Here is a 26,088-nt window from a genome sequence, read left to right as displayed (position 1 = left end):
GCTTAAAGCTATTAACTTACAGCTTCTTTAAAAATAGCCTTCGATTTTTTTCTTCTCCATCGACCCCGCCGAGTCATGGTCAATAACCCGCCCCTGGCGTTCAGAGGTCTTGGTCAACAACATTTCCTGGATAATCTCTGGCAGCGTTGTAGCTTTCGATTCCACAGCGCCGGTCAGCGGGTAGCAGCCCAAGGTACGGAAGCGCACCCACTTCATCTCCGGAGTTTCACCTTCATGTAATGGCATACGTTCGTCGTCTACCATGATCAGCGTTCCGTCACGGTTAACCACCGGACGTTCTGCTGCGTAATACAGCGGCACAATTTCGATATTTTCCAGGAAGATATACTGCCAGATATCCAGCTCGGTCCAGTTGGAGAGTGGGAATACCCGAATGCTTTCGCCTTTTTCCACTTTGCCGTTGTAAGTATTCCACAGCTCAGGCCGCTGGTTTTTTGGATCCCAACGGTGGTTTTTATCACGGAAAGAGTAAACCCGCTCTTTAGCACGGCTCTTCTCTTCATCCCGGCGTGCACCACCAAAGGCAGCATCGAATTTGTATTTATTCAATGCTTGCTTCAGAGCTTCAGTTTTCATTACGTCTGTGTATTTGGCACTGCCATGATCAAACGGATTAATATTGGCTGCCTTACCTTCTGGGTTGGTATGGACAATCAACTCCATTCCGTACTTCTTCGCCATCTGGTTACGGAACTCAATCATTGCCCGAAACTTCCAGGTGGTGTCCACATGCATTAACGGGAACGGTGGCGTACCGGGGGCAAACGCCTTAGCTGCCAGATGCAGCATTACCGCTGAATCTTTACCAATGGAATAAAGCATCACCGGGTTTTCAAACTCGGCAACTACTTCTCGGATAATATGGATACTTTCCGCCTCAAGTTGTTTGAGGTGGGTTAGGTGTTTTTTTTCGATCATGGGTTATCAGGTTCTGGGGTGACAGGAATTCGGTAATTAATCATTAGGTAACCCCCCGGCTATTCCGGGGTGCCTCGCATAGGCTTGGCTGAGGCTACGCAAGGCTCTTTCAAGTGATTTTCTTGATCGCCTATTGTGATGTTTCAGTCAGGCTGTTGATAATTGATATGCGCTCAATGTGGGGCGCACAGGAAGGCGTAATCGGCGCCTCCTAATAAGCTTCCGGCATGCCGGAAGTCATTTAATCTGGCAAATTAACCATGCTATAGTTGCGGATGATTGTTAAATGTATTGCTTCATGTATTTGACAATAAGTTTAGTGTATTCTGATTTGTCATAATGATGGTCGTTTGGATCAGGATGCATTAAGTGTTCACTGACTACACCATTTTTCCCTAGAGATTCTTTATCTAGTGATATAAAAGCGACATTTTGGGACTGGCAAAGCTCTTCAATTCTTTTATTAAACTCTAATGTTAAGTTGGTTCTTTGAATCTGTGTTGCTTTTATGCTCTTCCTTTGATTCGCAATCTCTCCCCAGTCTTGATTGTCCTTTATTGTTGGTAATGGAGTACTAATACAAATCAGCTTAGATCGTGTAACTATTTTATTGATCAGTGTTGCATAGTTTTCAACAGCTTTATCCAGCATTTTATCGGCAGGTAGACTGTATTTCTCGGCTCGATACCAAATAACAAAACCCGTATCAACTTCACCAATCAGGAGAATGGTATACACTGCTTTAGAAGATGTAAGCCATCTTTGAAATATAGGTAATGCTTGAGTTTTGGAGTTAGGGTTATTCAATCCTGAAACAGTAGCACCTCCAATAGACACAACAGTAAAGAAGTATTCAGGGAAGCAGCTTTGAAGCTTAGTGACATTAAATATCTCCGCATGAGAATCACCAATAACTAGAATTTCTTTTCGGGAAAACCGTTTTAGAGATGCAATGATTTTCTTTATAAAATAACTAGAGTTAGCTTTTATATTGGTCAGCATTATAAAAAAATCGTTTCTATAACACGCCTTCTAATTCACTTGAACTTAACGAAGGCTGATAATGGACTGAAGCCTAAGCGCCTATGAAGTAGGCGAGCAGCGAATAAATTCTGAATAGCGAATGGAATTGCAGTTGAAAGAGCTGCTCCATATAAACCGAGCAATGGTATGAAAATGATAGCCAAAACAATAGCCATAGGGCCTGTAATCAGTAAAGCATTTCGCAAATCTTTTTCATGACCACACATGGCAAGTAGCATGCCAACAGACCCTGTGAGTACATTGATAATTTGACCAGCAGCCAATATTCGCAAAACATGGCCCCCTTCCTCATAACCTTTTCCAAAAAAAGATAAAATCCAGCTGGGAAATACCATTAATAAAAAGAGCAGAGGAATTGATGCAACCAACAGTAGTCGTGTAGAGGTGAAAGTAATCTGCTTTAGTTCGTCAATTTTGCCTAGTTTGTAAAGCCCAGCAAATTTAGGCGCAACAACTAAATTAATCGCCATAAGAATGAAGCTTGTCAACATAGCTGTACGCTGTGTGACTGCCAAAATCGCTAACTCTTCCGGTGGTAGATATGCAGCTGAAATCAGCTGGCCACCCCACTGTACAGATAAACCCATTAGCGTAACCCACCAAAGGGGGAGGCAGCTTTGCCAAAGAGTGGTTGCTGGAAATTGCCCAACACCGCGCCAGTGGATTCTTGGTTTGCGTAGCCACCAGAACAGGGAAATAAACATAGTGAGCAGGCAGGCCAGGGAGTAGAAGGCGGCTGTTGTCTGGGCTGTGGTGGCCAGGTCCATTAGCAGGGCTGCGGCCAGTAAGAGTTGCACCAGGATATTCAGGGTGCTGACCGATTTTATAACATCGCCTACGGCTTGCAGGGCGTGGGCGTTAAGGGTAAGCAGGGCGAACAAAACCACTGAAGGTGACATGGCCTGCAAAGCAGGGGTTGCATCTGGTTTTTCCAGAATATGTTCTGCCAGCCAGGGGCTGGTGACGTAAAGTAATACTCCTAAGCTGGTGGCGAGCAGGAATGCCCAGAGGGTGCCGGTTTTATGGGCGGCGCTGGCTTCGTTCCAGTTTTTTTCGGCTTTGCTGCTGCCAATGAAGCGGAGCAGGCTGGTCTGCAAGCCTAAAAGACCCGTTATGGCCAATACCTGGATAACCGTGAATGCCAGGAAGTAGTAGCCTGCCTGTTGGGGTGGCAGGGTTCGGGCAATAATCAGGTTTAGAAGAAAGCCGCTACCGGCGCCGAAGGCTCGAACGGAGAAAGCAAGGGCTGACTGAAACAACAACCCACCTTTCCTCCGCTCAAATGCATCGTGGAGTTTTGACATTACCGGGTTCACATAGCCCCCGGAAAATTTTTATGGTTCAAAGGCATCAAAATTACACAGCCCATTCCAGCAAGCCGACTACCTTTTCGTCTTTATTGAGAGCAACTAACCACTTAATGTGTTTATCCTTCATCAGGCTTTCTGCCTCAACCAGCATGGCATCGGCATTGATACAAACAGGGTGTTCGCTCATCAGGTCTTTGGCAAATACGTCCTCTAATGATTTATGGTCGAGGAGATAGCGTCTTAAATCCCCATCGGTAATCACACCCCGGAGTAAATCACCTTCAGTCACCAGTGCCAAACCGGTTCGGCTTTCTGTCATTGCTACAATCACCGAACTCATGGAAGAATCAGGCTGAACAAAGGGCAGGTTATCGGAAACCATCATATCCTTGACCCGGGTCAGCAAACGCCTGCCCAGGCTGCCTCCGGGGTGATAGTTAGCAAATTCTTCCGGCTGAAAATCCCGCAATTTCATCAGTGCCACTGCCAGTGCATCACCAATAACAAGAGCCGCAGTGGTGGATGTGGTTGGTGCCAGATTATGGGGGCAGATCTCGCTGGCCACAGAAGCATCCAACACCACGTCGGCATTTCTGGCAAGGGTTGAATCCAGCCCACCGGTAATAGCGATAATCTTATTACCAAACCGCTTCAGAGGTGGAATCAGTTTCAATACTTCATCGGTTTCACCACTGTAGGAAATCAGCACCAGCAGGTCGGCATACTGGTCATAACGCACCATCCCCAAGTCACCGTGGTAGGCTTCTGCCGGATGCATAAAAAAGCTGCGGGTGCCAGTGGAAGCCAGGGTAGCCGCAATTTTTTTTCCAATCAGGCCGGATTTACCCATACCGGAAATAATCACACGACCCTTGCAGGCAAACATAAGTTCAGCGGCATTAGCGTAGTCGTCATTCACACGGTCGCTGAGACTCACCAGAGCATTAGCCTGTTCCGCAATGGCAGCCTTAATGGTGCTTTTCAATATTATGAGTTCCATAAATTACCTCTTCCCTAACTGTTTCAGTATTCAGGTTGGGTGGCCTGGCTAAGTTGTGCTCTTACCCGTTCCAGATCAGCGTCGGTATCCACACCATGGCCCGGTGTTTCACTAACCATGGCAACGTGAATAGGGATACCCAGCCAGAGTGCCCGGAGTTGTTCGAGGGCTTCAAACTGTTCCATTGCAGGTGGTTGGGTGGTTACCAGTTTTTGGAGGGTTTCTACACGGTAAGCGTAAAGCCCCAGGTGACGCAGAGCGTTAGAATTTTCAACGGTGAGTTGATTGATGGTGTTACCGGAGTAATTATCCCTTCCCCATGGAATGGGAGCCCGGCTAAAGTACATGGCAAGCTGTTCCGCATTCACCACCACTTTCACCACATTGGGGTCAAAAATATCTTCTGCTGTCGTGATGGGGGTAGCTAGCGTGGCAATGCCCGCTGAAGCCCTTGCCAGATTATCCGCAACGGCCCGAATATAGGCTGGTTGCATTAAGGGTTCATCCCCTTGCAAATTAACGACAATGGTCTGTTCCGGCCAGTTCAGTAATTGTGCAACTTCAGCCAGTCTAACCGTACCGCTGGCATGATCAATGGCAGTCATCACCGTAACCGCACCAAAACGACGGCCAGCGTCAAGAATATCCTGATGATCCGTAGCAATAACAATTTCTGTTTCCGGATTAAAACCGGCTTCAACAGCACGCTCAAAGACATGCTGCACCATTGGCTTACCGGCAATATCCAACAAAGGCTTGCCCGGCAGGCGTGAAGAGCCGTACCGGGCAGGTATCACAATTTTACAGGTCATGGGAGTAATAATCTTTACAGCTTAAGGCTTACAGCTTTACAGCTTTACAGCTTTTCAGTGAGTATCCAGAGGCGGGAAGCTTTTCACCAGATCATCAATAGCCTGCATCTGTCGCAAAAATGGTCCCAGCTTAACCAGTGGCAGGGCACTTGGGCCATCGCATTTTGCCTGGTCAGGGTCAGGGTGGGCTTCCAGGAACAGTCCGGCAATGCCCACTGCCATACCCGCTCTGGCCAGTTCGCTGACCTGTGAACGACGACCACCAGAAGCGGCCCCCATTGGGTCACGACACTGCAGGGCATGGGTTACGTCAAAAATGACTGGACAACCACCGCTGATCTGTTTCATAACATTAAAGCCCAGCATATCCACTACCAGGTTGTCATAGCCCATGCAGGTTCCACGGTCACAGAGGATTAGCTGGTCGTTACCGGCTTCACGGAATTTATCGACGATATTGCCCATTTGGTGCGGGCTTAGGAACTGAGGCTTTTTGATATTGATGGGCTTGCCGGTTTCTGCCAGCGCCACTACAAGGTCGGTCTGTCTTGCCAGGAAGGCGGGTAGTTGCAATACGTCTACCACTTCTGCCACCGGTTTAGCTTGGGCTGTTTCATGTACGTCTGTGATTACCGGTACTTCCAGCTGTTGTTTTACCGCTTCGAAGATTCGCAAGCCTTCTTCCAGGCCGGGGCCACGGTAAGAGTGAATTGAGGACCGATTGGCTTTGTCGAAGCTGGCTTTGAAGACGAAGGGGATGTTGAGTTTGTCGGTGACGGTTTTGTAGTGTTCGCAGGCTCTTAATGTGAAGTCCAGGTCTTCGAGGACGTTGATGCCGCCGAAGAGGGTGAAGGGGGAGGTGTTGGATAGGGTGCCGCTGGGCAAAGTGACAGTATGATTCATGATTCAGACTTTCAAAAAAATGGAATGGTGGAATATTTGAAAAAATAGTGTGGTGGTTACCACTCACTGGGCATTTGCTCTTTCCAGTCTTCCAAGGCCGACTTCAGGGTATAACGGTAGGGGTAACCCTGCTTCTCAAGGTATTCTGGCAAAATATGGTTTGATTTAACCAGTTTGCGGATACGTACAGGGCTGATTGGCTGGTTTATTTTCAGCAGACGTGCAAGTGCATCAACCACAAATGATGCTGGATAAAGCAGTGCGTAAGGTACCGAAGGTACAAAGCGTTTTATACCTGCCACTTCACAGATGGTGTTTACATACTCCTCCACTGAAGGGCCGGGATTCATGCTCATATTGAACAGGCGCACATTATTTTTGTCCTCTGTTGAGTCATGAACCCAGAGCATTGCCCTGCATAGCTCTTTAACGTAGGTACCTGCTTTACGAGTGTTTTTATTCGCCATGTAGAAGAAGTAACGACCTAATACGGCTTTAATTAGCCGTGATACGTTACCCCCTTCACCGGCACCAAAGACAACACCGGGTCTGACGATAGTTAAACGCTTATTGGCCTTGTCTTCATGCTGCCAGGTGATGTGGATTTTCTCGGCGGCAAGTTTAGAGCCCCCATAAGCGGAGATCGGTACAGGTATAGAGTTTTCCGTTTTCGGGGTTTCTGATGGGCCGTATGGGGCAATGCTGCTGGTGAAGATGATATCTTTGCAGCTGACGTTGTTTGCCCATTCGCAGACATTTTCTGCGCCCAGCAGGTTGGTTTCGTAATACTCTTCGGGTTCGTGGCCAGGTTCTCGGTGGATGGCGGCAAAATTGGCAATCAGGTTTAGGTTGGATTCTTTGTTATCAATTTGTTCAGTGATGGGTTTTCTGACATCACAATACTGGTAAATGATTTTCCCGTTATCAAGAAAAGGTTTTAACAATGGCAGAAAACGTTTTTCACAGACGGGGGCGATATCGAACAGGTAAACTTTTGAGTAGTTTTTAGACTGGAGCAATTCCAGTGCGAAATAGGTGCCGATGAAGCCGGTTCCGCCGAAGATGGCTGCTACATTCATTGGTGAAATATATGCCTCAATTATTTACTTTAATAAAATTAACATTGTTGATATGGTGCTGATGTAAAGCATCTTTGATAACGGGCAATTTTGCACTCTTATCTAGAATGAAGTTAACCTCATCTGCTATTTTCATTAGAGGCAAATCATCAAGCGAATCTGTATATAAAAAGTCAATATTTTTTATATTCTCTTGATACAAACTGGCAACCTTGTTTTCTTTATAGTTGTCAAGGTAGACATGATTATCAATTGAACTCCCTATTATTTTATCGACTTGAGTACTTAAGCGTGATTTTATAATAGGGAGTAAATACTTTGTAGGTGCTGCTGATGTCACTAAAACATAGTTGCTATTTTTTTTGTGTTCGAGCAACTCATTGACTATCTCTTCATTCCATTGTTTATCATTTAGATAGTCTGAAAAATCAAAATCCCAACTCGATGGGTATTTTAATGCGCACAATTGTTCTTTGAAACTCGTGTGGGTAATAGTCTTTAACAGCTTTCTTTCAGAAAATAAAAAAAACAACTTAAAGACTAGTGTGAGCTTAAATTCCCTGATCGATTTCGTAAGTAGCCACTTACACCACAAGGGGAAAGAATTGACAGAAATTAAAGTTTCATCAAAATCAAATACGGCAATTTTTCTATTTTGCATCACTTGACCAAGGGAATCGGATTAATACATCTTTTATGTAATAAAAGTCTGGTTCAAAAACAGGTTTGTTTTGTGTAATAACAAATGCAGCAGTAAACAGATTTTTTGTCTTAACGTTTTCAGTTATGTAATTAAAGACAGATTTAAATGAATAACCACTGTCAATAGCATCATCAATAACAATTATGGCGTCGAATTGTTCTCTGGGCATCTTACCATTGAAGACTATCTCGCGAGCTATATCAGACACCCTACGTTTCGATAAAATATTATGTTCTATAACTCTCAGGTAATTCAAAATAAAAGTAGGCAATATTTTTAAAATGGAATGAAATAACTTTGACGTAATAGGGTTGTTTTTTTTAAGCTTGGTAGTTGGTCTTCTACAAATAATTTCCTGTGATATTGTGTTGACACCTTTGCTATTTAAGAAATGACTTAGGCCTTCCATTAAGGGAAGACCACCACTGGCTATGCCTATAACAAGTACTTTTGCAGAGATGTTTTTGCAAACACTTTGGTAAATAGTGTTATAAAATTCAGAAAAATGTTCATTTGTCGCATTAACTACTTTCATTTATAAATCTTACTTTTTAATAAGGTGAGGAGGTTCCTTGGGAGATAGCAAATGGCAATATTTCTGGCCAAGCCAACTATTGAGTGCAAATTAGGTTCAAAGTTATCCCAAAGTAACTTTACTTTACTTTTAGCCTGTTCCCGCCTTCTGGTTGTAGAAATACTGGTGGAGGATACTTCGTACTTAAGAAGCACTTCTGGCAATATTCCAACTTTATACTTTTTAGAAACTTCGAGAAATAGAGCCCAGTCTTCAAGTGCTGGATAGTTATCAGGATAACCACCAAGTTCCAATATTTTATCAAGGTCAAATAATACGGATGGGTGAATGAATGGGTTATATTGTTTTAAAGCTTTACAAAGGTCTTTGTGGTTGGTTGGTGGGGTGAAGTTGTAGAGGTGGTTTCCTTGTTCATCTATGAACTCTACATATGTTCCGCAGAGAACTAGATTATTATCATTCATATAACCTAGCTGTTTCTTGATTTTTTGTTTTAAAAAAATATCACCGGCATCAAGTCTAAATAAATGTTTATATCCCTTTCCACTAAGAAATTTCAATCCATAATTTAAGGCTTTAGTGATACCAATATTAACATCAAACCTCTGCACATGAAGTTTCTGGTTATGAGATATGCAATTCTCCAACTCTTTGGCTTTTAATGCTACTTTTGAACCATCATCAATAATGCAAATATCAACATCACCACCTTTAAGTGATTCTAAACTTTTTATTAACGCATCATGAGAGTTGTGACAGGGTAGTAATACAACAGGCTTATTCATATGTTTTACTTAAATTTAAATCTGTGGCTAATCACAAAGTACCAAAAAAGTTGAGATATTACAGGAAGGTAGAAAAAGTGATTTACAAAAACAGAAAGAGCTAGGCACTGTAAAATAACAGCGGCTAAAAACAAAAATGACTTTTTTGTGTAGTGCCATACGAATGAAGAAACTGCCCCAATAAATAAAGAAAAAATAACAATCCCTTTAAAACCTACGTCATTGAAGGGGTTGATAAATGCTGATGACACAGTAAATGATCTTGCATATAACCATTCTCGCTCAAATGCTACTTGCACACCATAAATAGCTCTTCTTAAAAAGCTTGGTAAAAGCTGGGATATAGTTGTATTAAAAAAACTATAGTCAGAAGGTTCAAAATAGATTGTAGCGTTAATAAGGTTGTTTATAGGTGTAACCAAATACATATAGACCCATAGAAAACCTGATGGCAACCAGTCTGGATAATGGAAGCTTAGTGAAGATATTGCAATAATAACTTCTCTACCATTTCGGAAGTCGCCAACCCAACCAAAAATAAGTATGGAAAGTATGGTGAGGAAAAAAATTTTCAACAAACTCTTTAGTACAATTTTTTTGGGTTGATACAAGCAGTAAACAAACAAAATCTCAAGTAAATATACGACGACAAGCTGTCTTGCTATAACAAATATTCCCCAGAATATTATAAAGAAGACGAAGAAAAGATACTCTTTTTTCTGAGTCGTTAAATAGGAGATATAGGCATTCAGCGAAATTGTTAATAGTAAGGCATTCATCAAGCCATGAAGACCAGGGATGCCGAAGTCGAAGTATGTTTTTGATATACCCGTTAGATACCAAAGCATAGGTACGCCACCGGATAATATTATTTCACAAACTGTAACTACAACCCAAAAATAAAACCAATTCTTAAGTTTACTTATATCAGATTCTATGACCTGATAATTTCGCAGGCTACTTCCTTTTAAAAAAATAAAAGATAATATATAACCAAGTAAAAAAAAAGCCGCAATTGAGCCTAAAACTTTAAAAACTTCAATAGAGGTGAATATTAGTTGGTTAGAAAGTCTAAAGGAGTATAGTATAAAAACTAGCAACCAAACTGACAAGAAAACAACAGGTGGTGACAACCAACTTCTTTTTGTTTTTTGGCTTAAGCTATCTATCTCATTCATTATTTAAAACATCACCTATCAGGAATTGTTTTTTTGAGAAATAATCTACATCGATGAAAATATCTAAAATCAAATTGGCCATTTCTGCTTCGCTAATGTTTTTATAGATACTTTCCCCTAGGAAATACACCTCTTTTTCTAGTAGTAGAGCCTCAAGTCCTACTGTTGAATTAATAGTGATAATTTTTTTTGCTGACTTTATTAAATCAATTGTGTTTGAATTAGAAATAATAAAATTATGCCTACTTTTTTTATCCAGCAATATCTTCAGAAGAGCAAGGTCTGTTTCAGCGGGGTGAGGTTTGATAACCAGAGTGAGTTTGTGAGTTTTTGCGATAACTAAAGCTTCATCCAATGCTGAAAAAAGGTCTCCATGATAATTAATCAAAACTTGGCTGTCTGATGAAACCTGTAGAGGAAAAAAAATATAACCTTCTGGTATTCCTTCATTTGGTATCATTTGCTTTTTGTAGTTTATCTTTTTTATAAGCTTTTTAAAAAAAGAGTTTTTCTCTACTTCTAAGCAACCTAACAGCAAAACGCCAATATAATCCAATAAATAATATAAATTGATTTTTTTTAGTAGTGTTACTTGGCCTACTATTTTTTTATCAGCAGTGTCTTGAAAATTCCTTTTCCAATCTATCCAGTCCTGTTTATTTGATCGTCCCTCACAATTAATCAATCTTGATAGGAAGGAAGATTGGGCATTAACACCTTTATCATCAACCTGAATTTTTCCGGGTAAATTCGTTATTTCAAAAAACTTAATTTTAACTCCTTCTGAAATTACTGCATCAGCAAATGCTCTTTGGAATATTCTTTGGCCATTCCAGACAAAAGCAAAATCATATCTTGTATTTTCCGTTAAGGTTTTTGTGATATTAAAAATAGATGAGTAGATTTCATTCAAACTTTTGCTCGCTAATCCACCATCTAGGTCATCAACAGTGTTTTGAACTCGCTTTAAAGTATTTGCTTTGTTTGTTCTTACAAGAACGCAGTTCTGATTTTTGATTTTTGTGAGGATGTATACAGATAGAAGGTGGGTAACGTATGTTATATTGTTGCCTTTGTCTTTTATCCGATTAAAAAAACGATATCGCTCCAGTGCGTCAATGTAAATTAATATGTTCACTTATAATGCTTCCTTAAATCTTTTTCTCATATCCTAATAACTCAAAATCATTCTTGTAAATAGTGTTTACTATTTCTTTCATGTTTTTGGTATAGAGCACACTTTTTTTCTGTTTTGTTCTGTTTTCAAAGCAAAGGCTGCGCTTTATGTTTAATTTTTCACAAACCTCAATGAAGTCAATTTCAATATTTTCAAGTTTTCCAATGAAATCTACGTCGATTAAACCATCATGATTGATTAAAAAATCACATTGAGGAATGAAATGAATCCAATTTTTAATAGAGTCTTCCTGCAATCCATTAGTAATGAAGTCTTCAAAAGACTTATATTTAGAGATGAATTTTCTTGAAAACTCCTTATCTCTATCGCTTTTACCTCCCTCTTTTAGATAAAAAAACGCAGACTCCAGTCTTGAATATGGGTTTCTTACAAAAGTAAACTTGTAATATTTGTTGAATTTTTTTTCATTCTCCCATTCAAAATCTTTTATTGGATAATGACCTGGTTTGTCAGTACCAAATAGAGCCATTCCAACACTGGACCCTGCTGCTTTTGGTATATGTATGTATATACATTCGAGCTTATCATAGTAATCATGATACACACTCTTACCTCTAACCTTTTGTATATACTCCCTGAATTGTTCGGGTACGAGGTACCTTATTTTCTTTCTATTTAAGCTCATACTTTTTTTCACAAGGAAAACCGCACAAGGAAAACCGGAAACCGGGGTCATATATGGTCCGCCCCGCATTGCAAGGAAAAGTTGTCACAACGGCTTTTAAAGAGTAATGCTTCCATATATCCGGCCTTCGGGTGAGGACTCAATGCCTCTGGCCCTGATGGAATCCGCTCACTCCCGCCTCATCAGGTCTTCGGCCTCTACGGGCCCTGACCCCGAGCAGGTTCAAGGGAGTGCAGGTCTTACCTTTTATGCCATCATTTGAACTTTATCCACGCAACTCGTTGCAGGCTTCTTACACTGATTAACCGCTTTTGCTTTTCTTGTTTAACGTCAATTGTTTAATAGTTTAGCACCCAGAAACTGGGGTCAAGAAACTGGGGTCAGGTCTTTCATTGTGCATCATTGATTAATTGGTCTACTTTTCCAGTTCCATTAAAAAAACCGGGGTCAGGCTATGTTTCCCTTAAGGGTTGATAAAACCGGGGTCAAGTCTTGATGGCGACAGGCGAAGCCTGAGAATGTGGGAGGTTTTATAAACTGAAATCATTCGTTGAAATCCAGTGGGTTCGACTCCTACCCGGTAAAGATTAACCATCAGCCGGAAGCGAGTTTTGCATAGCCATGGGTAACCATGGTTGGAAAACCGGGGTCAGGTCTTTCATTGTGCATAATTGATTTATTGGTCTACTTTCCCAGTTCCATTAATAAAAATGAAGTGTATGGAAATGAGCAGACCACTACGAATTGAGTACGCTGGTGCTTTGATGCATGTAACTTCTCGCGGCAATGAGCGCAAAGCCATCTACCGTGAGGATTCCGATTTTCAATTGTTTCTCGATACCCTGGCAGAAGTGTGTGAACGGTTTAACTGGGTAGTTCATTCGTTCTGCCTGATGACCAATCATTACCACCTGGTGGTGGAAACACCGGATGCTAATTTATCCGCAGGTATGCGACAGCTCAATGGCGTTTACACGGTTCGGTTCAATCGTAAGTACGGTCGAGTAGGTCATCTTTTCCAGGGGCGCTATAAATCCATTCTTGTGGACAAAGATGCTTACCTTATGGAGCTGAGCCGCTACGTCGTGTTAAACCCGGTCAGAGCCAAAATGGTCAAGTCGCCGGATGAGTGGCCGTGGAGCAGTTACTGCTATACCACTGGCCTGTTTGATTCTCCACCCTGGCTGGCCACTGATGCCACGCTGGGCTATTTTGGCAGTGATCGTGATGAAGCCATTGTCAGCTTTGCCCGGTTTGTTGCCGAGGGCGTTGGCGTAAATATCTGGGAGCACCTTAAACAGCAGATCTATCTGGGCGACGATAATTTCATCAACGAACAGTTGGCCTATAAGCCCAAAGGGAAAACAGCTCTTTCTGAAGTGCCCCATAAGCAGCGCCGAAAAACCGCTCCACCACTCAGCCACTTTCTGGAAGCAGCCAGTTATCGTGATGAGGCTATTATTTCTGCCTATCACTCCGGCGGTTATAGTCTTACCGAGATTGCTGATTATGTTGGCCTGCACTATACAACAGTCAGCCGGATATTGCGCAAATCCGACAGTGGTTCTGTATAGATAATGGCTGTAACAGTGTCTTGGCTCGGGTTTATAACCTCGCAGGTCGGGTAGCCGGGTGACATTACTGTCACAAAAACCGAGGTCATATATGGTCCGCCCCGCTTTGCAAGGATAAGTTTTCCATCATGACTAAAGAGTAATGCTTCCATATATCCGGCCTTTGGGGGGAGGTCTCAATGCCTCTGGCCCTGATGGAATCCGCTCACTCCCACCTCATCAGGTCTTCGGCCTCTACGGGCCCTGACCCCGGTCAGGTTCAAGGGAGTGCAGGTCTTACCTTTTATGCCATCATTTGAACTTTATCCGCGCAACTCGTTGCAGGCTTCTTACACTGATTAACCGCTTTTGCTTTTCTTGTCTAACGACAAATGTCTAATAGTTTAATGGCCATGTTCATGCAGCTGCCTTGTACGGCTCTTTCTTGGTTAACACAGCCCAGGCAATGCGAGCGTTTTTATTGGCAACAGCCACTGCTGATATATTCTTGCCCCTGCGCTGATCAAGCTCTTTAATCCAGTTATTACAGCGATGGTCGTGTTTGTCGGCTACCCTGACAACGGTTCTGCCACCGTGTATCAACAGGGTTCGCAGGTAAGTATCGCCCCGTTTACTGATCCCCAGCAACGTGGGCACGCCACCGGTCGATTGTTGCTTTGGCACCAAGCCCAGCCAGGCAGCCATTTCCCTGCCATTTTTAAATGCTGATATATCACCAATCGCAGCAAACAGTGCCGTAGCACTGAGCAACCCAATGCCGGGTATGGTTAGCAATAGTTTGCAAGCTACATTATTGGCTGCAATGGTTTCGAGCTTTTGTTCAAGCTTTTCTACTCGCTCGTCCAGGTGTTTCATCTCTTCGTACAGTTCACTGAGCAGTTCACGGAACAACACTGTTAAACCGTTTTCAGCATCTTCCAGAACCAGGGGGATCTGTTTACGGATGAAGGCTATGCCCTTGGGAATAATGACCCCGTATTCCATTAACAAACCTCTGATCTGGTTACCCAATGCAGTCCTTCTGGCCACGGCCTGGCTGCGTATTCTGTGCAGGCTCTGAATATCCTGCTGCTCAATTGTTTTGGTTGGTACAAAGCGCATGCTGGGCCGTTGCATTGCTTCACAGATAGCCTCAGCATCAGCAGCATCATTCTTGTTCGACTTTACGTATGGTTTTACGAACTGGGGAGCCATAATACGAACGTCATAACCCAGTTCAGTAAATTTACGACACCAGTAGTGTGAACCTCCACAAGCTTCCATGCCAATAGCGCATTGAGGCAGATTGGCAATAAAGGGCAAGAGTGCTTTGCGATTAAGTTTCTTTTTGATAACCACATGACCTTTGGCATCAACACCATGTAGCTGGAAACTCTTTTTGCTCAGATCAATTCCGAGAAAAGCAACCTGGCCTTTTTGATTAGCTCCTGATTTGTTAACCTTGCCCATGGATGGTTCGCTCCGTTTCTTATTTTGAATGATGTCCTACCAAACTCATTCTATTTTGGCTCATTTGAAGCCGTTTTGGGAGCGGGGCGGACCATTCCATTAGGTCTTTCATTGTGCACATTTACGTCGTGTATTATCAAAAATGAGCTATTGCACAACAGATACTCAGGCTCATCTATTCAATTGATTCAATTAATTTCTGAACACTGCTTGCTAATGCAGGCAAATCATTCTCAATGGTTTGCCAGACAATGGGAAGGTCAACTTTAAAGTAGCCATGAGCAAGGGCATTTCTCATTTCATAGGCATAAATAAAAGGTACATCTTTGTGATCTTTCACAAACTGAGGAAAGTGTTTATCAACGTTGTTGCTGGCTTCACCAATAATTTCAAGGTTTCGGATGACTGCATCCTGAACGAGCGTGTTTTCGTAAAATTCTTGTTCACTCTTCAAATCAGCGATGTACGCTTGTATTCGCCCCACTGCCTCAACTATGTGAGAAAGATACTCCACTAGCCTCAGTGCATTTTTCCCTTTCATATGGGCTTTGCCTGCAAAAGGACTTCATCTCTGATCGTGTCTGAAAGTGAGCCAGGAGTCAGGATGTCGACTTCTACACCAGTTAACTGCTTGAGTTTGTGACGAATCGCTCCAATATCAAACAGGGTCATGTCCTGACCCGGGTCAATCAGTATGTCAAGGTCACTGGTTTCGGTGTCGGTTCCATTCAATACAGAGCCAAATACCCGGGCATTAGCTGCTTTATGTTCTTTTATAACGGCTTTGATCTTTGCCCGGTATTTTTTTAATGCTGCCGATGGTCTCATGGGGTGCCTCAGCCAGTAGTCGTTTCTACATTTACTTTAACATATCTATTTTTGTGAAGAACAGGGTCAAAAACCGGAAACCGGGGGCAGGTCTTTCATTGTGCATCATTGATTAATTGGTCTACTTTTCCAGTTCTATCAATAAAAATGAAGTCTATGGAAATGAGCAGGCCTCTACGAATTGAGTACGCTGGTGCTTTGATGCATGTAACTTCTCGTGGCAATGAACGCAAACCTATCTACCGTGAGGATTCCGATTTTCAATTGTTTCTCGATACTCTGGCAAGTGTGTGGTTTAACTGGGTAGTTCATTCGTTCTGCCTGATGACCAATCATTACCATTTGGTGGTAGAAACGCCGGATGCTAATTTATCCGCAGGTATGCGACAGCTCAATGGCGTTTACACGGTTCGGTTCAATCGTAAGTACGGACGGGTAGGTGATCTTTTCCAGGGGCGCTAAGTAGTTAACCATATGAAATCGTATTTTCTGACTAAGTGGACAGTCACTCTGCGGCGTTACAACTCCGGTCACATAGCTAAGGCTATGCTCCCTTCGGTGTGCCTTGCATAGTGACTGCCCACTTAGCCAGAAATATACGATTCCATTTGGCCAACTACTTATAAATCCATTCTTGTGGATAAAGATGCTTACCTTATGGAGCTGAGCCGGTACGTCGTGTTAAACCCGGTCAGAGCCAAAATGGTCAAGTCGCCGGATGAGTGGCCGTGGAGTAGTTACTGCTATACCACTGGGCTGTTTGATTCTCCATCCTGGCTGGCCACTGATGCCACGCTGCTCTATTTTGGCAGTGATCGTGATGAAGCCATTGTCAGCTTTGCCCGGTTTGTTGCCGAGGGCGTTGGCGTAAATATCTGGGAGCACCTTAAACAGCAGTTCTATCTGGGCGACGATAATTTCATCAACAAACAGTTGGCCTATAAACCCAAAGGGAAAGCAGTTCTTTCTGAAGTGCCCCATAAGCAGCGGCGGAAAACTGCTCCACCTCTTAGCCACTTTCTGGAAGCAGCCAGTTATCGTGATGAGGCTATTATTTCTGCTTATCACTCCGGCGGTGATAGCCTTACCGAGATTGCTGATTATGTGGGCCTGCACTATACAACCGTCAGCCGGATAGTGCGGAAATTCGCCAGTAGTTCTGCATAGATGATGGTCGTAGAAAGTGTGCTGGCCCGGGTTTATAACCTCGCAGAGACGCTACCGCCCATCGAATTAGGGGTATTTATCGAAACAACCAGGGTTAAATTGTGTGATCGGGGGTATTTTTTTGCGGCAAGTCGCGCGTTCAATGCTGTAAGCCGCACTATCTGGCTAATAAGGAAAACACCCAGTGGCTAAGCCATTGGATTGTTCAGGCAGATAGGAAACGTTACGATCTGGCCATTTTCAGGCCTGTAATGACAGTGGCAAATTTTACGTTGATCCATAAGTAAATCAATAGACGACAATAGTATATTCTATTCGTGGATGTACTCCCTGGTTGTGTATTTGCCACAATGGTGTCTCAAGCTGCTGCCCCTAAGGTACCTATGATTTGAAGGGTTCTGAAAATTATCCGGAGTCGTTTTTGTGCTTGAAATGGACTGAATTATGGGATTTTTTTGTATTAGATGATGTTTGTCTATTGAATAAGTCAGTTGTGACGGTGGGTTATTAAAGACCGCTACCCGCCTCCCGCTGCCCGCTTCCCGAAAAAGATAAGCGTGGTGCTTTTTCGGGCAGCGGGCAGCGTTTTTTCCTCCGACAAAACTCATAAAATTCATGTAAACTCTGCCACTTTTTTAAATCTCCCCTGGCAGTGGTAATGGGTGGTATAGATTTTCTCTGGCAGCAGGTTACCGACCAGATGGCGGTTGAAATGCAGCTTGTGGATAGCCGCGAAAGTGACGATGCCATCAGCTGTTATTGCTGTGGCAGGCCATCGGGTGAATGGGTGGTGCCTTATTATCAGCCGCGTATCGATACCTATCTGAGAACGGATGTTCCCATCTGCGCTCCCTGTAATGCCCTGTTTCATGGTTCCTACCAGTATATGGGTATTGAGAAGGTCACGGCTGAAAAGCCACTGGTCCCCGGTAAGCTGGGTATGCTGGTTGGTTGTGGTTTGATGGTGACGCAACAGTAGAACCTTTTGTTAACCAATCCCGGGTGGGATAAGCGACTCAGGGTAGCGACCCGGCCGCTGTTTGAGTTGCACCAGGTGAGTGGTAAAGGTGCCATGGAGTATGCCTGCCACTTGATTGCTGAACTCAGTGAGGAGGCGTTTCCACTGTTGTACATTTCGGATATTGGCCGGAAGAAAGCAGAGTTGGTGGCGAACCTGAAACTGACCCTGAGCAAGGCGCAGATTCAGGTCTGTTCCGGTGAGTTGGTGTTTCGGATTAATACGGAGCTGTTACAGGCCATACGTGAAATGCAGCAGGCCGATAAAAGTGGCTGGAAAAAGCTGCAGGGTTTTATCGTCAACAGTTGCCATGGTCGTTTCCCAAAAAAATTCCCAAAAAAAAGCGGCCAAAAAAATAGCCTCTTAATAGCACTTTGGTTCATGATTATTGCTCGACAATAGTCGCATAAAAAAAAGGCCTGAGATGGTCTTTTTTTGTACCTTCGTTTTCTTCATCTCGTTCCTTTGACTTCCTGTGTTTTACGGATGTAAACCTTCTTGGCTAGGGTTTTGTGTCCGGATACCAGTCCTTCATGATCCGATACTACTTTTGCTTTCAGGTCATGGAAGTGCCACTTTTCTGCAATCAGCTTTTCTTTGATGGCGCTATTAATCAACGTGAGTTCGACGCAAAAAAGACAAGGAGCCCCTGATCAATAGCTATCTTTCGGATACCAGACCATAGACAGCTAACCGGAGGCTCCATGTCTATGACGAGTGTATTCTGTGATATTGATGATTTCTGCCTGATTTTCGAACCAGAGTGGCATAAGCAGCTTATCTGTAATGCCAATAAGCCCCCTTCTATATCGAAGCTCTCACTCAGTGAAATAATGACCATCATCGTTTATTTCCACCAGAGCGCTTTCCAAGATTTTAAGCACTATTACCTCAACCTCATTGTGAAGCATAAATCTGACTGCTTCCCCAATCTTGTTTCTTACAATCGATTCGTAGAGCTTATGAAGCAGGCATTGATACCATTGACTGTTTATCAAGACTCAGTGCATGGGGCAGCCAACCGGGTTGTCATTTATTGATTCCACGCCAATAGTCGTTTGTGATAATCACCGGATTAAAAGCCACAAGGTGTTCTCGGAAGAGGCGAAGCGAGGAAAAACATCTACAGGCTGGAAGTTTGGCTTCAAGCTTCATCTTGTCATTAACCATCTGGGGGATATTCTGTCGTTTTGTTTGACGCCAGCGAATACCGATGATCGTAAGCCAGTACCCGATCTCGTTGGAGAGCTGGCAGGCTGGCTTTATGGCGATAAAGGCTATATCTCAGAGAAGTTAGTTGCCTGGCTAAAAGAAAAAGGGCTGAACCTGGTAACGAAGGTCCGGAAGAATATGAAGCCAAAGGAGCTAAAAGCCTTTGATAAAGCGATGCTGCGAAAACGAGCAGTGATTGAAAGTGTGAATGATCAATTGAAAAATATTTCTCAGATAGAGCACACTCGGCACCATTCAACTTTGCGGTAAATCTGATAGCAGGGCTGATTGCTTATACCCGTCAACCCAAGAAGCCCCATATTGATATAACAGTGCTGACTGAAGGGGTTTCTATGGCTTTATGAGCGACGAACTCACGTTGAAAAGGTCGCGACCCACTTCCCGCCGCCCGCTACCCGTAAAAGCACAAGCAAATCTTTTTCGGGGAGCGGGGAGCGGGCAGCGCCTTAAGGTAGGCCTTAAGAAGCTCCTGAATAATAACCGGTGGAGTCGTAATACCCCTGGTTGTATCCGTAAGTATCTTTGGCTTTCGGGTTGATCTTGTTCAACACCGCGCCAGTAACAGGTGCCCGGGCCTGCAGCAGTCGGCCAACGGCAGTGCTGACGGCGCTGGATTGCATACGACCGGCTTCCACCACATAGACCAGTCCGTCGCAGTGGCGGGAGACCATCAGCACATCGCTGACGTTCTGTACCGGTGGGCAGTCCAGCACCACATAGTCATAATGCTCCCGCAGTTTTTTCAGCAGGGCAGAGAACCGTTCGGACGACAGCAGCTCCTGTGGGTTGGGTGGCACCAGGCCACAGGGGATTACATCAATGCCTTCCAGCTTATGCACGGCATCATTGACGTTTGCAGTACCGGCCAGCAGGTTGGCCAGCCCAACAGAGCCTCCTTTAATGTGGAAGTTCTTACCCACCACCGGGCGGCGCAGGTCACAGTCCACCAGCAGGGTTTTGCCCAGCTGCCCCAGTGCCAGCGCCAGGTTCGATGCAGTCGAAGATTTGCCCTCGCCGGGTACCGTGGAGGTAACCGCAAACAGCCGGTGCTGCTGATCCATGGCGGTCAGGTTAATGCTGGTCCGGATGGTGCGTACCGCTTCTCCAAAGGCGTGCTGGCTTTTGTCGTTAAACAGGCTAAAGACATGGTCATGCAGGCTTTTATCCGTGAGCTTCGGCAGTACACCAAGTACCGGCAGGTTGAGCTTCTCTTCCACATCTTTGGTGGTGCGGATGGTGTTGTTGAGCATTTCCAGCAGGAAGGCGATACCGCAGGAGATCATCAACCCAAGCAGCGCTGCGATGGCAATAATCAGCTTCTTCTTGGGCTTGACCGGAATCTCTGGAACAAACGCTTTATCCACAATACGGGCATTGGCGGTTTGCAGGTCACTGGTGGCCGAGGTTTCCTGGATACGTTTAAAGAAAGCATCGTACAGGTCTTTGTTGGTCTGTACTTCACGCTCTAAAGCCCGCAGACGGAATTGCTTGCGGTTGATCTCCTGCACTTTGGCTTTCACCACGTTCACGGCAGCCTGCAGGCTCTTTTCGTTGGCCTTGTCGATTTCGTACTCCCGCTCAACCCCTTCCACAATATTGCGGATTTGCATATTGAGGTTTTCACCAATACTTTCCAGCTCGGAGCGGGCAGAGATCATCTTTGGGTGTTTCGGTCCGTAGCGGCGGGACAGTTCCAATACCTGTCGTTCGAGTTTGGACTCATCGCTTTTCAGATCCTGAATCAGCGGGTGCTGTAACACGGCCTGCAAGGTCTGGTTGTCGCCTTTTCGCAGATGACCGGAGCGGATTTGCTTATAGATGTTTTCAGAGACAGTGAGCTTGTTGCGCACCTGCACCAGGGACTCGGTCAGGGCTTTCAGTTCGTTGCTGGAGACGGTAAGCACCCCTTCAATATCGATCAGCTGCTCTTCTTCCCGATAGTCCTGAAGTTCTTGCTCGGCTACTTTCAGTTTTTCAGACAGTTCGCCCAGTCGACCCTGCATCCAGTCGGTGGCGTTCAGCGTCAACGACAGTTTCGACTCCATATAGGATTCGATATAAGCATTGGCAATGGCGTTGGCGATTTTTGCAGCCAGTTGCGGGTTTTCTGATTCCGCGTGAATTTTCACGATCTGGGTTTTACGCACCGGCTCAATGCTGACGTGGCTGCTCAACACATTGATGGTGTCCCGCATAATAATCGCCGCATCATCCCCTTCCTGCGGTGTTTCCAGACCAAACCAGCCCCGCCAGTTCAATAGCCCGGCGTACCATGGCGCTTCTCGCAGCGTGGTGTTGAATTCCGGGTTGTTCAGCAGGTTCAGTTTGTTGACCACTTTTTCCAGCACACCACGGGATTTCAGCACCTCAAACTGGGTGTTCAGATAGCTGTCGTTACCCCCTTCGATGCCATAGATCTCTTCAATGGAGACCACCTTGGCCTGTTCCTGCTCAATCTGCAGGGTGGCCGTAGCCTGGTAGATGGGCGTCATGGAGAACACCACCAGTATGGCCACCAGAGTGACAGCAGCGGTAAAACCGGCAATGGCCCAGCGATGGCTGTTCAGTACATGAAAGATCTGTCGCAGATCGATGATGTCGTCACCCGGCAAGGCAGGAGCCCGAGTGGGTGGCGATATGGGTTTGGTTTCTGTATTCATGGGGTTGTATAACCATTTAAAGCGGCTGTTCAGGAGCAGCACTAAAAACCAGGGTGATAAATCAGAAGAAGCTCTCGCTGATCACGATAATATCGCCGGGGAAGACGGAGTCGTTCAGAGACAGTTCCCGCTCCTTTGGCTGGCCATTTTCTTCACGGGTGACCGTAATGCCGCGCTTAGAGGCACGCTGGGTAAAGCCTCCCGCCAGCGCCACCGCCTTTTCCAGGGTAAGGCCAGGCTCAAACTGGAAACCGCCGGGAGATTTAACCTCTCCGCTGACGAAAAATTTTCGATACTCGACGATGCCAACACTGACTCTCGGGTCAATAAAATAGCCTTGCTTCAGCCGTTTGGTGATCATCTGCTCCAGCTGGCCTACTGTTAAGCCTTTGGCTTTAAACTCACCCAGAAACGGATAGGAGACGGTACCGGCATCGCTGAGGATCAGTTGCTTGTCCATATCCTCCTCGCCGTAGACCGAGATATTGATTTTATCACCGGACCCCAGCTCGTAGCGGGAGAGGCTCATGGGTTCGGCGGCGGACAAATAGCCACTGAAGATAAGCAGCGCAAGCAGCAGGCCTTTCTTCAGGCTTGAAAATGGGTTGAGCAAAACGGATTTCATCATTAAGACCTGGTTGATGTTGCGTCTCGGAGTAATCTTCAATGGCCCTGAACGTCTTCTACTCGCAGGGGTTTCCGGAAATGGATAAAAAAACAGGCCGGATTTTACACCAGCCTGTGGAAGATAAAAAACCTTTGACGTCTTTTATGCCTGTGGGTTTGCAACCCTGTTAGAGTGCAATAGTGCCAGTCAGCATGTACGCACCGCGCTTATAGCTGTCGGCACCACCGTTAACCACTTTGTTGCTTTCGTCACGATCCGTGTGGTCGTAAGCCAGAGAAACAGTGGCGTTTCGCATCACGTTCCAGTCAACAGACAGGCCAAACCGGTTGATGGTACGGTCTTTCTGTACCACACCGGAAGCGTTTTCAATGTCTTCTTTAGTGAAGCTGTAGTTGGCATTCGTGGCAATTTTAGCGGTCCACTTGTGATTCCAGTTCAGGGAATAAGTCGAGCCGTCGGTAAACAGTGGATTGGTTGCACTTGGGTCTTCAGAGTCAAAACCGTAGTCGCGGCTGGTGCTCAGCTGGAATACTGAGTGCTCTAATGGCATATAGCTCACACCCACTTCCCAGCCGGTTGAGCTGTCTTTATCGACATTGGCGGCTTTGCTGTCGCGCTCACGTCGACCCAGTTTGGCATATCCGGTGGTTTTGCCGGTGGCTTCCCAGTTCAGACCGACCAGGTAGCTGATGACATCATAGCCATCCTGACCGGTTGCCGTGTAATCCAGTTCACGATTTTTGATTTCAATCAGGGCGTCGGTCTTTGGCATGAAACGGTAGTAAGCCGTGGCACCGTATTCAGTGGTTTTACGGTTGTTGCCTTCGGCGGAGCCATTGGTTTCCTGGTACTTCTGCTTGTTGTAATTACCAAACAGATCCACACGGAACATCGCTTCCATACTGCCGAAACCGTATTTCAGGCCACCTTTAGTGCGGGTGTATTCTGGTGCTTCTTTATCAATTGCCCCATTGATGGTGGAGCCAGCATCGTGATAACGACCAAAATCGAAGTCTGCATCTAAACGGTTGCGGCTGTTGATGTCTTCGTGAATCTTTCCAGTCAGGCCGTAGTCGATGTAGTTGGCATCAGACTCGCTGGAGAACGAGGTGTTTTTGGCGGCCAGCGTGGCCTCATAGGTGCTCATGCCTTTTTGCGCTTTGAAAGCAGCAGAGGCATCCAGCTTATAGACCGCAGAGCCCTTGTTGGCCAGTTCACCGTTGCCTTCACGGTATACGTTGTCATCGTAGCCCAGACCAAGGGTTGCCATCGGGGTCATTTCGACGGGGCCGAGGTTAATGTGACCAGCGTCTTCTACCCCGGTTCCTGCTGTGGCACTTACCGCATAACCAGCCAATGCTACCGCTAATGCCAGTCGATTAAAATTCAAGCCCTTCATTAATTCTATTACCCTGTAGTCCAGTGATGACTGCCGATAGTGGCATATATAATGTCTGGTAAGGTCACACAGTGTGGCACCAACGGCCAAACCGTACTTTTACTAAGGAACAGGTTATATAGCGAACCCTGCCCACTATGCGACACGGATTGTATTATAAAGATCATGTTAATATAATTTCCAGCTGGTATTGTACGACGTTACAAGTTTTTGAAAACTCGTCAAACCAGCATCATTTATAGAAAGGCAATACTGGCAATTAGGTAACCCCTTGGTATGGCCTGCTCCTGGCTCGATTGAAATCGGAAGGACCTTCATGAAAAAACAATTTATTGCAGCCGCCGTTCTGGCAATGTCTGCAATGACAGGGGTGGCCCAGGCGGACCTGGCCACCGATCTCACCCTTATGCCTGCCAGCGAGGCACTGGCCAAGGCGGTTCAGACTCAGGGTGTATCTGTCGAATCCCTGATTGCTGATGCAGCAGCACAGCTGGCCAATAACCCTCAACTGCTGAATGCCCTGGTGAGCGAAGCCGTTAGAGCCTACCCGGACCAGGCACCTCAGATCGTCTATGCTGCGGTACAGGCGGCACCGGCTCAGAAAGCTACCATTACCCGCGCTGCTACGGCACAGCTGGCTAATGATCCGGTTGCGCAGCAGGCCGTTCAGCAGGCAGCAGACGTTGCCGAACAGCAGGTTGTCCAGGGTGGCGATACTGGCAGTAGTACAGAGACTGTCGCCGAACAGGGCGAGTTTGAAGCGGAAAATACCGAAGTTGAGGCTCCGGCTCCTGAGGCATCAACACCTCCACCGCCTCCCCCACCAGCATCTGGTGGTTCTAACGATAAACCGACCTCTCCAGTCAGCCCGAGCTGATCAGTGGCAGGCTTCCGGCCTTCATCGGAAGCCTTCTGCAACTCCCCCTCTTTTATTACTTCTCGTCAATTTTGATTCCTGTTCAGATAACGCCTTTACTCTTCAAACTGTCTTCCGTTGTCTTTTATTGTTATGACTGATACCGAACCGAAACTGCCTGAGCACGTTGCCATTATTATGGACGGCAATAACCGGTGGGCGCGGCGCAAGTTGTTGCCAAGCCTTTCCGGCCATCGGGCTGCACTGAAAACGGTCAGGGCGGTGATCAAACGTTGTCGTGAACGGGGCATTTCCCACCTGACACTGTTCGCCTTCTCCAGTGAAAACTGGCGACGGCCTGCCGATGAAGTAAGCGGCCTGATGCAGCTGTTTCTGCACGCCCTGGAAAGGGAAGCCAATAAGCTGGCGGAGCATGACATCCGGCTGAAGATCATTGGGGATGTTTCGGCATTGAGCCCGCCGATTCAGAACGCCATCAACCAGTGTGAAACGGCCACCGCTAATTGCCGGGCCATGACGCTGTTGGTGGCGGTCAACTATGGCGGCCAGTGGGACATTACCCAGGCATTCCGGCATCTTGCAACCATCGTCAAGTCACAGGACCTTGACCCTTTGTCAATTCAGGCGGAACAGATAGAAGAGTGCCTCGCCACAGCATCGACCCCACCGGTGGACCTGCTGATCCGCACCAGCGGTGAACAGCGGATCAGTAACTTTCTGTTGTGGCAGTGCGCATATGCGGAGTTCTATTTCTGCGATACACTCTGGCCTGATTTTACCCCGGCTGATCTCGATCTTGCGATTGCGGATTATCAGCAACGTCATCGCCGGTTTGGCCGCAGTGAATAAACCCATTTTTTCGCTGCCCGCCGCCCGCTTCCCGCTACCCGTAAAAGATAGAACGCATTCTTTTGCTTAAAGCGGGAAGCGGGAGACAGCTTGCACTGATATGGCAGTTATACACCGTGCTAAATCCTTTAAAAGCTTTTTTGCCACGGAGGTACGGAGGAAAAGCTTTTTAACGTGAGTTCGACGCTCAGAAAGCCATGGGTACACCTTCTGTTAGTACAGAAACATCAATATGAGGCTTTCTGGGTTGTCTGGTATAGGCTATGAGGCCAGCTATCAGATTTACAGCAAAGTT

Annotated in this window: 25 protein-coding genes and 3 pseudogenes; 8 read left to right on the top strand and 20 right to left on the bottom strand. The window is 45.5% G+C overall.

Going from position 1 to position 26,088, the window contains the following annotated elements; translation table 11 throughout:
- Positions 1-27: 27 nt before the first annotated feature.
- The 13 genes from cysD to J7439_RS16920 form a co-directional block, all read right to left on the bottom strand.
- The gene (cysD, locus tag J7439_RS16980) at positions 28-939 is read right to left on the bottom strand and encodes a sulfate adenylyltransferase subunit CysD (protein WP_209203154.1); all 912 of its coding nucleotides are present in this window, start codon (positions 937-939) and stop codon (positions 28-30) included.
- Positions 940-1,221: 282 nt separating this feature from the next.
- Positions 1,222-1,941 carry an SGNH/GDSL hydrolase family protein gene (locus J7439_RS16975; protein ID WP_209203153.1) on the bottom strand — a complete coding sequence of 240 codons (720 nt, stop codon included), beginning with the start codon at positions 1,939-1,941 and terminating at the stop codon, positions 1,222-1,224.
- A 35-nt stretch (positions 1,942-1,976) separates the two neighbouring features.
- Positions 1,977-3,299, bottom strand: a complete 1,323-nt coding sequence (locus J7439_RS16970) for an MATE family efflux transporter (RefSeq protein WP_209203152.1) — start codon at positions 3,297-3,299, stop codon at positions 1,977-1,979.
- 40 nt (positions 3,300-3,339) lie between these two features.
- Positions 3,340-4,293, bottom strand: coding sequence for a KpsF/GutQ family sugar-phosphate isomerase (locus tag J7439_RS16965; protein ID WP_209203151.1), 954 nt, complete (start codon positions 4,291-4,293; stop codon positions 3,340-3,342).
- A gap of 23 nt (positions 4,294-4,316) precedes the next feature.
- Entirely contained in the window at positions 4,317-5,105 is a 789-nt protein-coding gene (gene kdsB, locus J7439_RS16960) for a 3-deoxy-manno-octulosonate cytidylyltransferase (protein ID WP_209203150.1), read from the bottom strand.
- 54 nt (positions 5,106-5,159) lie between these two features.
- Positions 5,160-6,008 carry a 3-deoxy-8-phosphooctulonate synthase gene (gene kdsA, locus J7439_RS16955; RefSeq protein WP_209203149.1) on the bottom strand — a complete coding sequence of 283 codons (849 nt, stop codon included), beginning with the start codon at positions 6,006-6,008 and terminating at the stop codon, positions 5,160-5,162.
- 56 nt (positions 6,009-6,064) lie between these two features.
- Complete coding sequence (locus J7439_RS16950) at positions 6,065-7,087, bottom strand: NAD-dependent epimerase/dehydratase family protein (RefSeq protein WP_209203148.1); 1,023 nt, start codon at positions 7,085-7,087, stop codon at positions 6,065-6,067.
- A 16-nt stretch (positions 7,088-7,103) separates the two neighbouring features.
- Complete coding sequence (locus tag J7439_RS16945) at positions 7,104-7,748, bottom strand: haloacid dehalogenase-like hydrolase (RefSeq protein ID WP_209203147.1); 645 nt, start codon at positions 7,746-7,748, stop codon at positions 7,104-7,106.
- Positions 7,738-8,325 carry a hypothetical protein gene (locus tag J7439_RS16940; RefSeq protein ID WP_209203146.1) on the bottom strand — a complete coding sequence of 196 codons (588 nt, stop codon included), beginning with the start codon at positions 8,323-8,325 and terminating at the stop codon, positions 7,738-7,740. Before J7439_RS16940 ends, J7439_RS16945 begins: the two co-directional genes overlap by 11 nt.
- Entirely contained in the window at positions 8,322-9,110 is a 789-nt protein-coding gene (locus J7439_RS16935) for a glycosyltransferase (protein WP_209203145.1), read from the bottom strand. Before J7439_RS16935 ends, J7439_RS16940 begins: the two co-directional genes overlap by 4 nt.
- 5 nt (positions 9,111-9,115) lie before the next feature.
- Positions 9,116-10,288: an O-antigen polymerase gene (locus tag J7439_RS16930; RefSeq protein ID WP_209203144.1), complete on the bottom strand. Its 1,173-nt coding sequence runs from the start codon at positions 10,286-10,288 to the stop codon at positions 9,116-9,118.
- On the bottom strand, positions 10,281-11,426 hold the full coding sequence (locus J7439_RS16925) for a capsular polysaccharide export protein, LipB/KpsS family (RefSeq protein ID WP_209203143.1): 1,146 nt from the start codon (positions 11,424-11,426) through the stop codon (positions 10,281-10,283). Before J7439_RS16925 ends, J7439_RS16930 begins: the two co-directional genes overlap by 8 nt.
- Positions 11,427-11,439: 13 nt before the next feature.
- Positions 11,440-12,162: a sulfotransferase family 2 domain-containing protein gene (locus tag J7439_RS16920; RefSeq protein WP_209203142.1), complete on the bottom strand. Its 723-nt coding sequence runs from the start codon at positions 12,160-12,162 to the stop codon at positions 11,440-11,442.
- Between the two features lie 674 nt (positions 12,163-12,836).
- On the opposite strand from J7439_RS16920, the gene J7439_RS16915 reads away from it, so the two are divergent.
- Positions 12,837-13,685, top strand: coding sequence for a transposase (locus J7439_RS16915; protein ID WP_209203141.1), 849 nt, complete (start codon positions 12,837-12,839; stop codon positions 13,683-13,685).
- Between the two features lie 396 nt (positions 13,686-14,081).
- Here the strand turns inward: J7439_RS16915 and J7439_RS16910 are convergent, their stop codons facing one another.
- From J7439_RS16910 to J7439_RS16900, 3 genes are all read right to left on the bottom strand, one after another.
- Positions 14,082-15,134: an IS110 family RNA-guided transposase gene (locus J7439_RS16910; RefSeq protein ID WP_209203140.1), complete on the bottom strand. Its 1,053-nt coding sequence runs from the start codon at positions 15,132-15,134 to the stop codon at positions 14,082-14,084.
- 175 nt (positions 15,135-15,309) lie between these two features.
- Positions 15,310-15,675 carry a HepT-like ribonuclease domain-containing protein gene (locus J7439_RS16905; RefSeq protein ID WP_209203139.1) on the bottom strand — a complete coding sequence of 122 codons (366 nt, stop codon included), beginning with the start codon at positions 15,673-15,675 and terminating at the stop codon, positions 15,310-15,312.
- Complete coding sequence (locus tag J7439_RS16900; RefSeq protein ID WP_209203138.1) at positions 15,672-15,962, bottom strand: nucleotidyltransferase family protein; 291 nt, start codon at positions 15,960-15,962, stop codon at positions 15,672-15,674. The genes J7439_RS16905 and J7439_RS16900 overlap by 4 nt, the downstream gene beginning before the upstream one ends.
- 162 nt (positions 15,963-16,124) lie before the next feature.
- Here J7439_RS16900 and J7439_RS16895 point away from each other — a divergent pair.
- From J7439_RS16895 to J7439_RS16875, 5 genes and pseudogenes are all read left to right on the top strand, one after another.
- Positions 16,125-16,421 (top strand): annotated as a pseudogene (locus J7439_RS16895) (transposase); the annotation flags it as partial.
- A 177-nt stretch (positions 16,422-16,598) separates the two neighbouring features.
- Positions 16,599-17,129 (top strand): helix-turn-helix domain-containing protein, encoded by a 531-nt coding sequence (locus J7439_RS16890; protein WP_209203136.1) that lies wholly within the window; start codon positions 16,599-16,601, stop codon positions 17,127-17,129.
- Between the two features lie 658 nt (positions 17,130-17,787).
- Positions 17,788-18,108 carry a hypothetical protein gene (locus tag J7439_RS16885; protein WP_209203135.1) on the top strand — a complete coding sequence of 107 codons (321 nt, stop codon included), beginning with the start codon at positions 17,788-17,790 and terminating at the stop codon, positions 18,106-18,108.
- A 6-nt stretch (positions 18,109-18,114) separates the two neighbouring features.
- Positions 18,115-18,549, top strand: a complete 435-nt coding sequence (locus J7439_RS16880; protein ID WP_209203134.1) for a hypothetical protein — start codon at positions 18,115-18,117, stop codon at positions 18,547-18,549.
- A gap of 302 nt (positions 18,550-18,851) precedes the next feature.
- Positions 18,852-19,724 (top strand): annotated as a pseudogene (locus J7439_RS16875) (IS982 family transposase).
- 114 nt (positions 19,725-19,838) lie between these two features.
- On the opposite strand, the gene J7439_RS16870 reads toward J7439_RS16875, so the two are convergent.
- From J7439_RS16870 to J7439_RS16860, 3 genes are all read right to left on the bottom strand, one after another.
- Positions 19,839-22,040 (bottom strand): GumC family protein, encoded by a 2,202-nt coding sequence (locus tag J7439_RS16870; RefSeq protein WP_209203133.1) that lies wholly within the window; start codon positions 22,038-22,040, stop codon positions 19,839-19,841.
- A gap of 61 nt (positions 22,041-22,101) precedes the next feature.
- Positions 22,102-22,668: a polysaccharide biosynthesis/export family protein gene (locus tag J7439_RS16865; protein WP_209203132.1), complete on the bottom strand. Its 567-nt coding sequence runs from the start codon at positions 22,666-22,668 to the stop codon at positions 22,102-22,104.
- Between the two features lie 166 nt (positions 22,669-22,834).
- On the bottom strand, positions 22,835-24,067 hold the full coding sequence (locus tag J7439_RS16860; protein WP_209203131.1) for an outer membrane beta-barrel protein: 1,233 nt from the start codon (positions 24,065-24,067) through the stop codon (positions 22,835-22,837).
- A gap of 316 nt (positions 24,068-24,383) precedes the next feature.
- Here J7439_RS16860 and J7439_RS16855 point away from each other — a divergent pair, with 316 nt between their 5' ends.
- A complete protein-coding gene (locus J7439_RS16855) occupies positions 24,384-24,944 on the top strand; it encodes a hypothetical protein (RefSeq protein ID WP_209203130.1) in 561 nt (186 codons plus the stop codon).
- Positions 24,945-25,076: 132 nt separating this feature from the next.
- Entirely contained in the window at positions 25,077-25,793 is a 717-nt protein-coding gene (gene uppS / locus J7439_RS16850; protein ID WP_209203129.1) for a polyprenyl diphosphate synthase, read from the top strand.
- A 187-nt stretch (positions 25,794-25,980) separates the two neighbouring features.
- Here the strand turns inward: uppS and J7439_RS27530 are convergent.
- A pseudogene (locus J7439_RS27530) lies at positions 25,981-26,088 on the bottom strand (IS982 family transposase); the annotation flags it as partial.

The organism is Salinisphaera sp. G21_0, assembly GCF_017744115.1.
Taxonomy (GTDB): Bacteria; Pseudomonadota; Gammaproteobacteria; order Pseudomonadales; family Endozoicomonadaceae; genus Endozoicomonas.
Note: the sequence above shows the minus strand (reverse complement) of the source record. Positions and strands in the feature narration are given on the sequence as shown.

Excerpts from the sequence above, each read along its gene's own strand:
- kdsA (WP_209203149.1), bottom strand. The coding sequence starts at position 6,008 with ATGAATCATACTGTCACTTTGCCCAGCGGCACCCTATCCAACACCTCC.
- uppS (WP_209203129.1), top strand. The coding sequence starts at position 25,077 with ATGACTGATACCGAACCGAAACTGCCTGAGCACGTTGCCATTATTATG.
- J7439_RS16900 (WP_209203138.1), bottom strand. The coding sequence starts at position 15,962 with ATGAGACCATCGGCAGCATTAAAAAAATACCGGGCAAAGATCAAAGCC.
- J7439_RS16915 (WP_209203141.1), top strand. The coding sequence starts at position 12,837 with ATGAGCAGACCACTACGAATTGAGTACGCTGGTGCTTTGATGCATGTA.
- J7439_RS16860 (WP_209203131.1), bottom strand. The coding sequence starts at position 24,067 with ATGAAGGGCTTGAATTTTAATCGACTGGCATTAGCGGTAGCATTGGCT.
- J7439_RS16905 (WP_209203139.1), bottom strand. The coding sequence starts at position 15,675 with ATGAAAGGGAAAAATGCACTGAGGCTAGTGGAGTATCTTTCTCACATA.
- J7439_RS16870 (WP_209203133.1), bottom strand. The coding sequence starts at position 22,040 with ATGAATACAGAAACCAAACCCATATCGCCACCCACTCGGGCTCCTGCC.
- J7439_RS16885 (WP_209203135.1), top strand. The coding sequence starts at position 17,788 with ATGGGTGGTATAGATTTTCTCTGGCAGCAGGTTACCGACCAGATGGCG.
- cysD (WP_209203154.1), bottom strand. The coding sequence starts at position 939 with ATGATCGAAAAAAAACACCTAACCCACCTCAAACAACTTGAGGCGGAA.
- J7439_RS16930 (WP_209203144.1), bottom strand. The coding sequence starts at position 10,288 with ATGAATGAGATAGATAGCTTAAGCCAAAAAACAAAAAGAAGTTGGTTG.
- kdsB (WP_209203150.1), bottom strand. The coding sequence starts at position 5,105 with ATGACCTGTAAAATTGTGATACCTGCCCGGTACGGCTCTTCACGCCTG.
- J7439_RS16975 (WP_209203153.1), bottom strand. The coding sequence starts at position 1,941 with ATGCTGACCAATATAAAAGCTAACTCTAGTTATTTTATAAAGAAAATC.
- J7439_RS16935 (WP_209203145.1), bottom strand. The coding sequence starts at position 9,110 with ATGAATAAGCCTGTTGTATTACTACCCTGTCACAACTCTCATGATGCG.
- J7439_RS16855 (WP_209203130.1), top strand. The coding sequence starts at position 24,384 with ATGAAAAAACAATTTATTGCAGCCGCCGTTCTGGCAATGTCTGCAATG.
- J7439_RS16965 (WP_209203151.1), bottom strand. The coding sequence starts at position 4,293 with ATGGAACTCATAATATTGAAAAGCACCATTAAGGCTGCCATTGCGGAA.
- J7439_RS16945 (WP_209203147.1), bottom strand. The coding sequence starts at position 7,748 with ATGCAAAATAGAAAAATTGCCGTATTTGATTTTGATGAAACTTTAATT.
- J7439_RS16950 (WP_209203148.1), bottom strand. The coding sequence starts at position 7,087 with ATGAATGTAGCAGCCATCTTCGGCGGAACCGGCTTCATCGGCACCTAT.
- J7439_RS16940 (WP_209203146.1), bottom strand. The coding sequence starts at position 8,325 with ATGAAAGTAGTTAATGCGACAAATGAACATTTTTCTGAATTTTATAAC.
- J7439_RS16920 (WP_209203142.1), bottom strand. The coding sequence starts at position 12,162 with ATGACCCCGGTTTCCGGTTTTCCTTGTGCGGTTTTCCTTGTGAAAAAA.
- J7439_RS16910 (WP_209203140.1), bottom strand. The coding sequence starts at position 15,134 with ATGGGCAAGGTTAACAAATCAGGAGCTAATCAAAAAGGCCAGGTTGCT.
- J7439_RS16865 (WP_209203132.1), bottom strand. The coding sequence starts at position 22,668 with ATGATGAAATCCGTTTTGCTCAACCCATTTTCAAGCCTGAAGAAAGGC.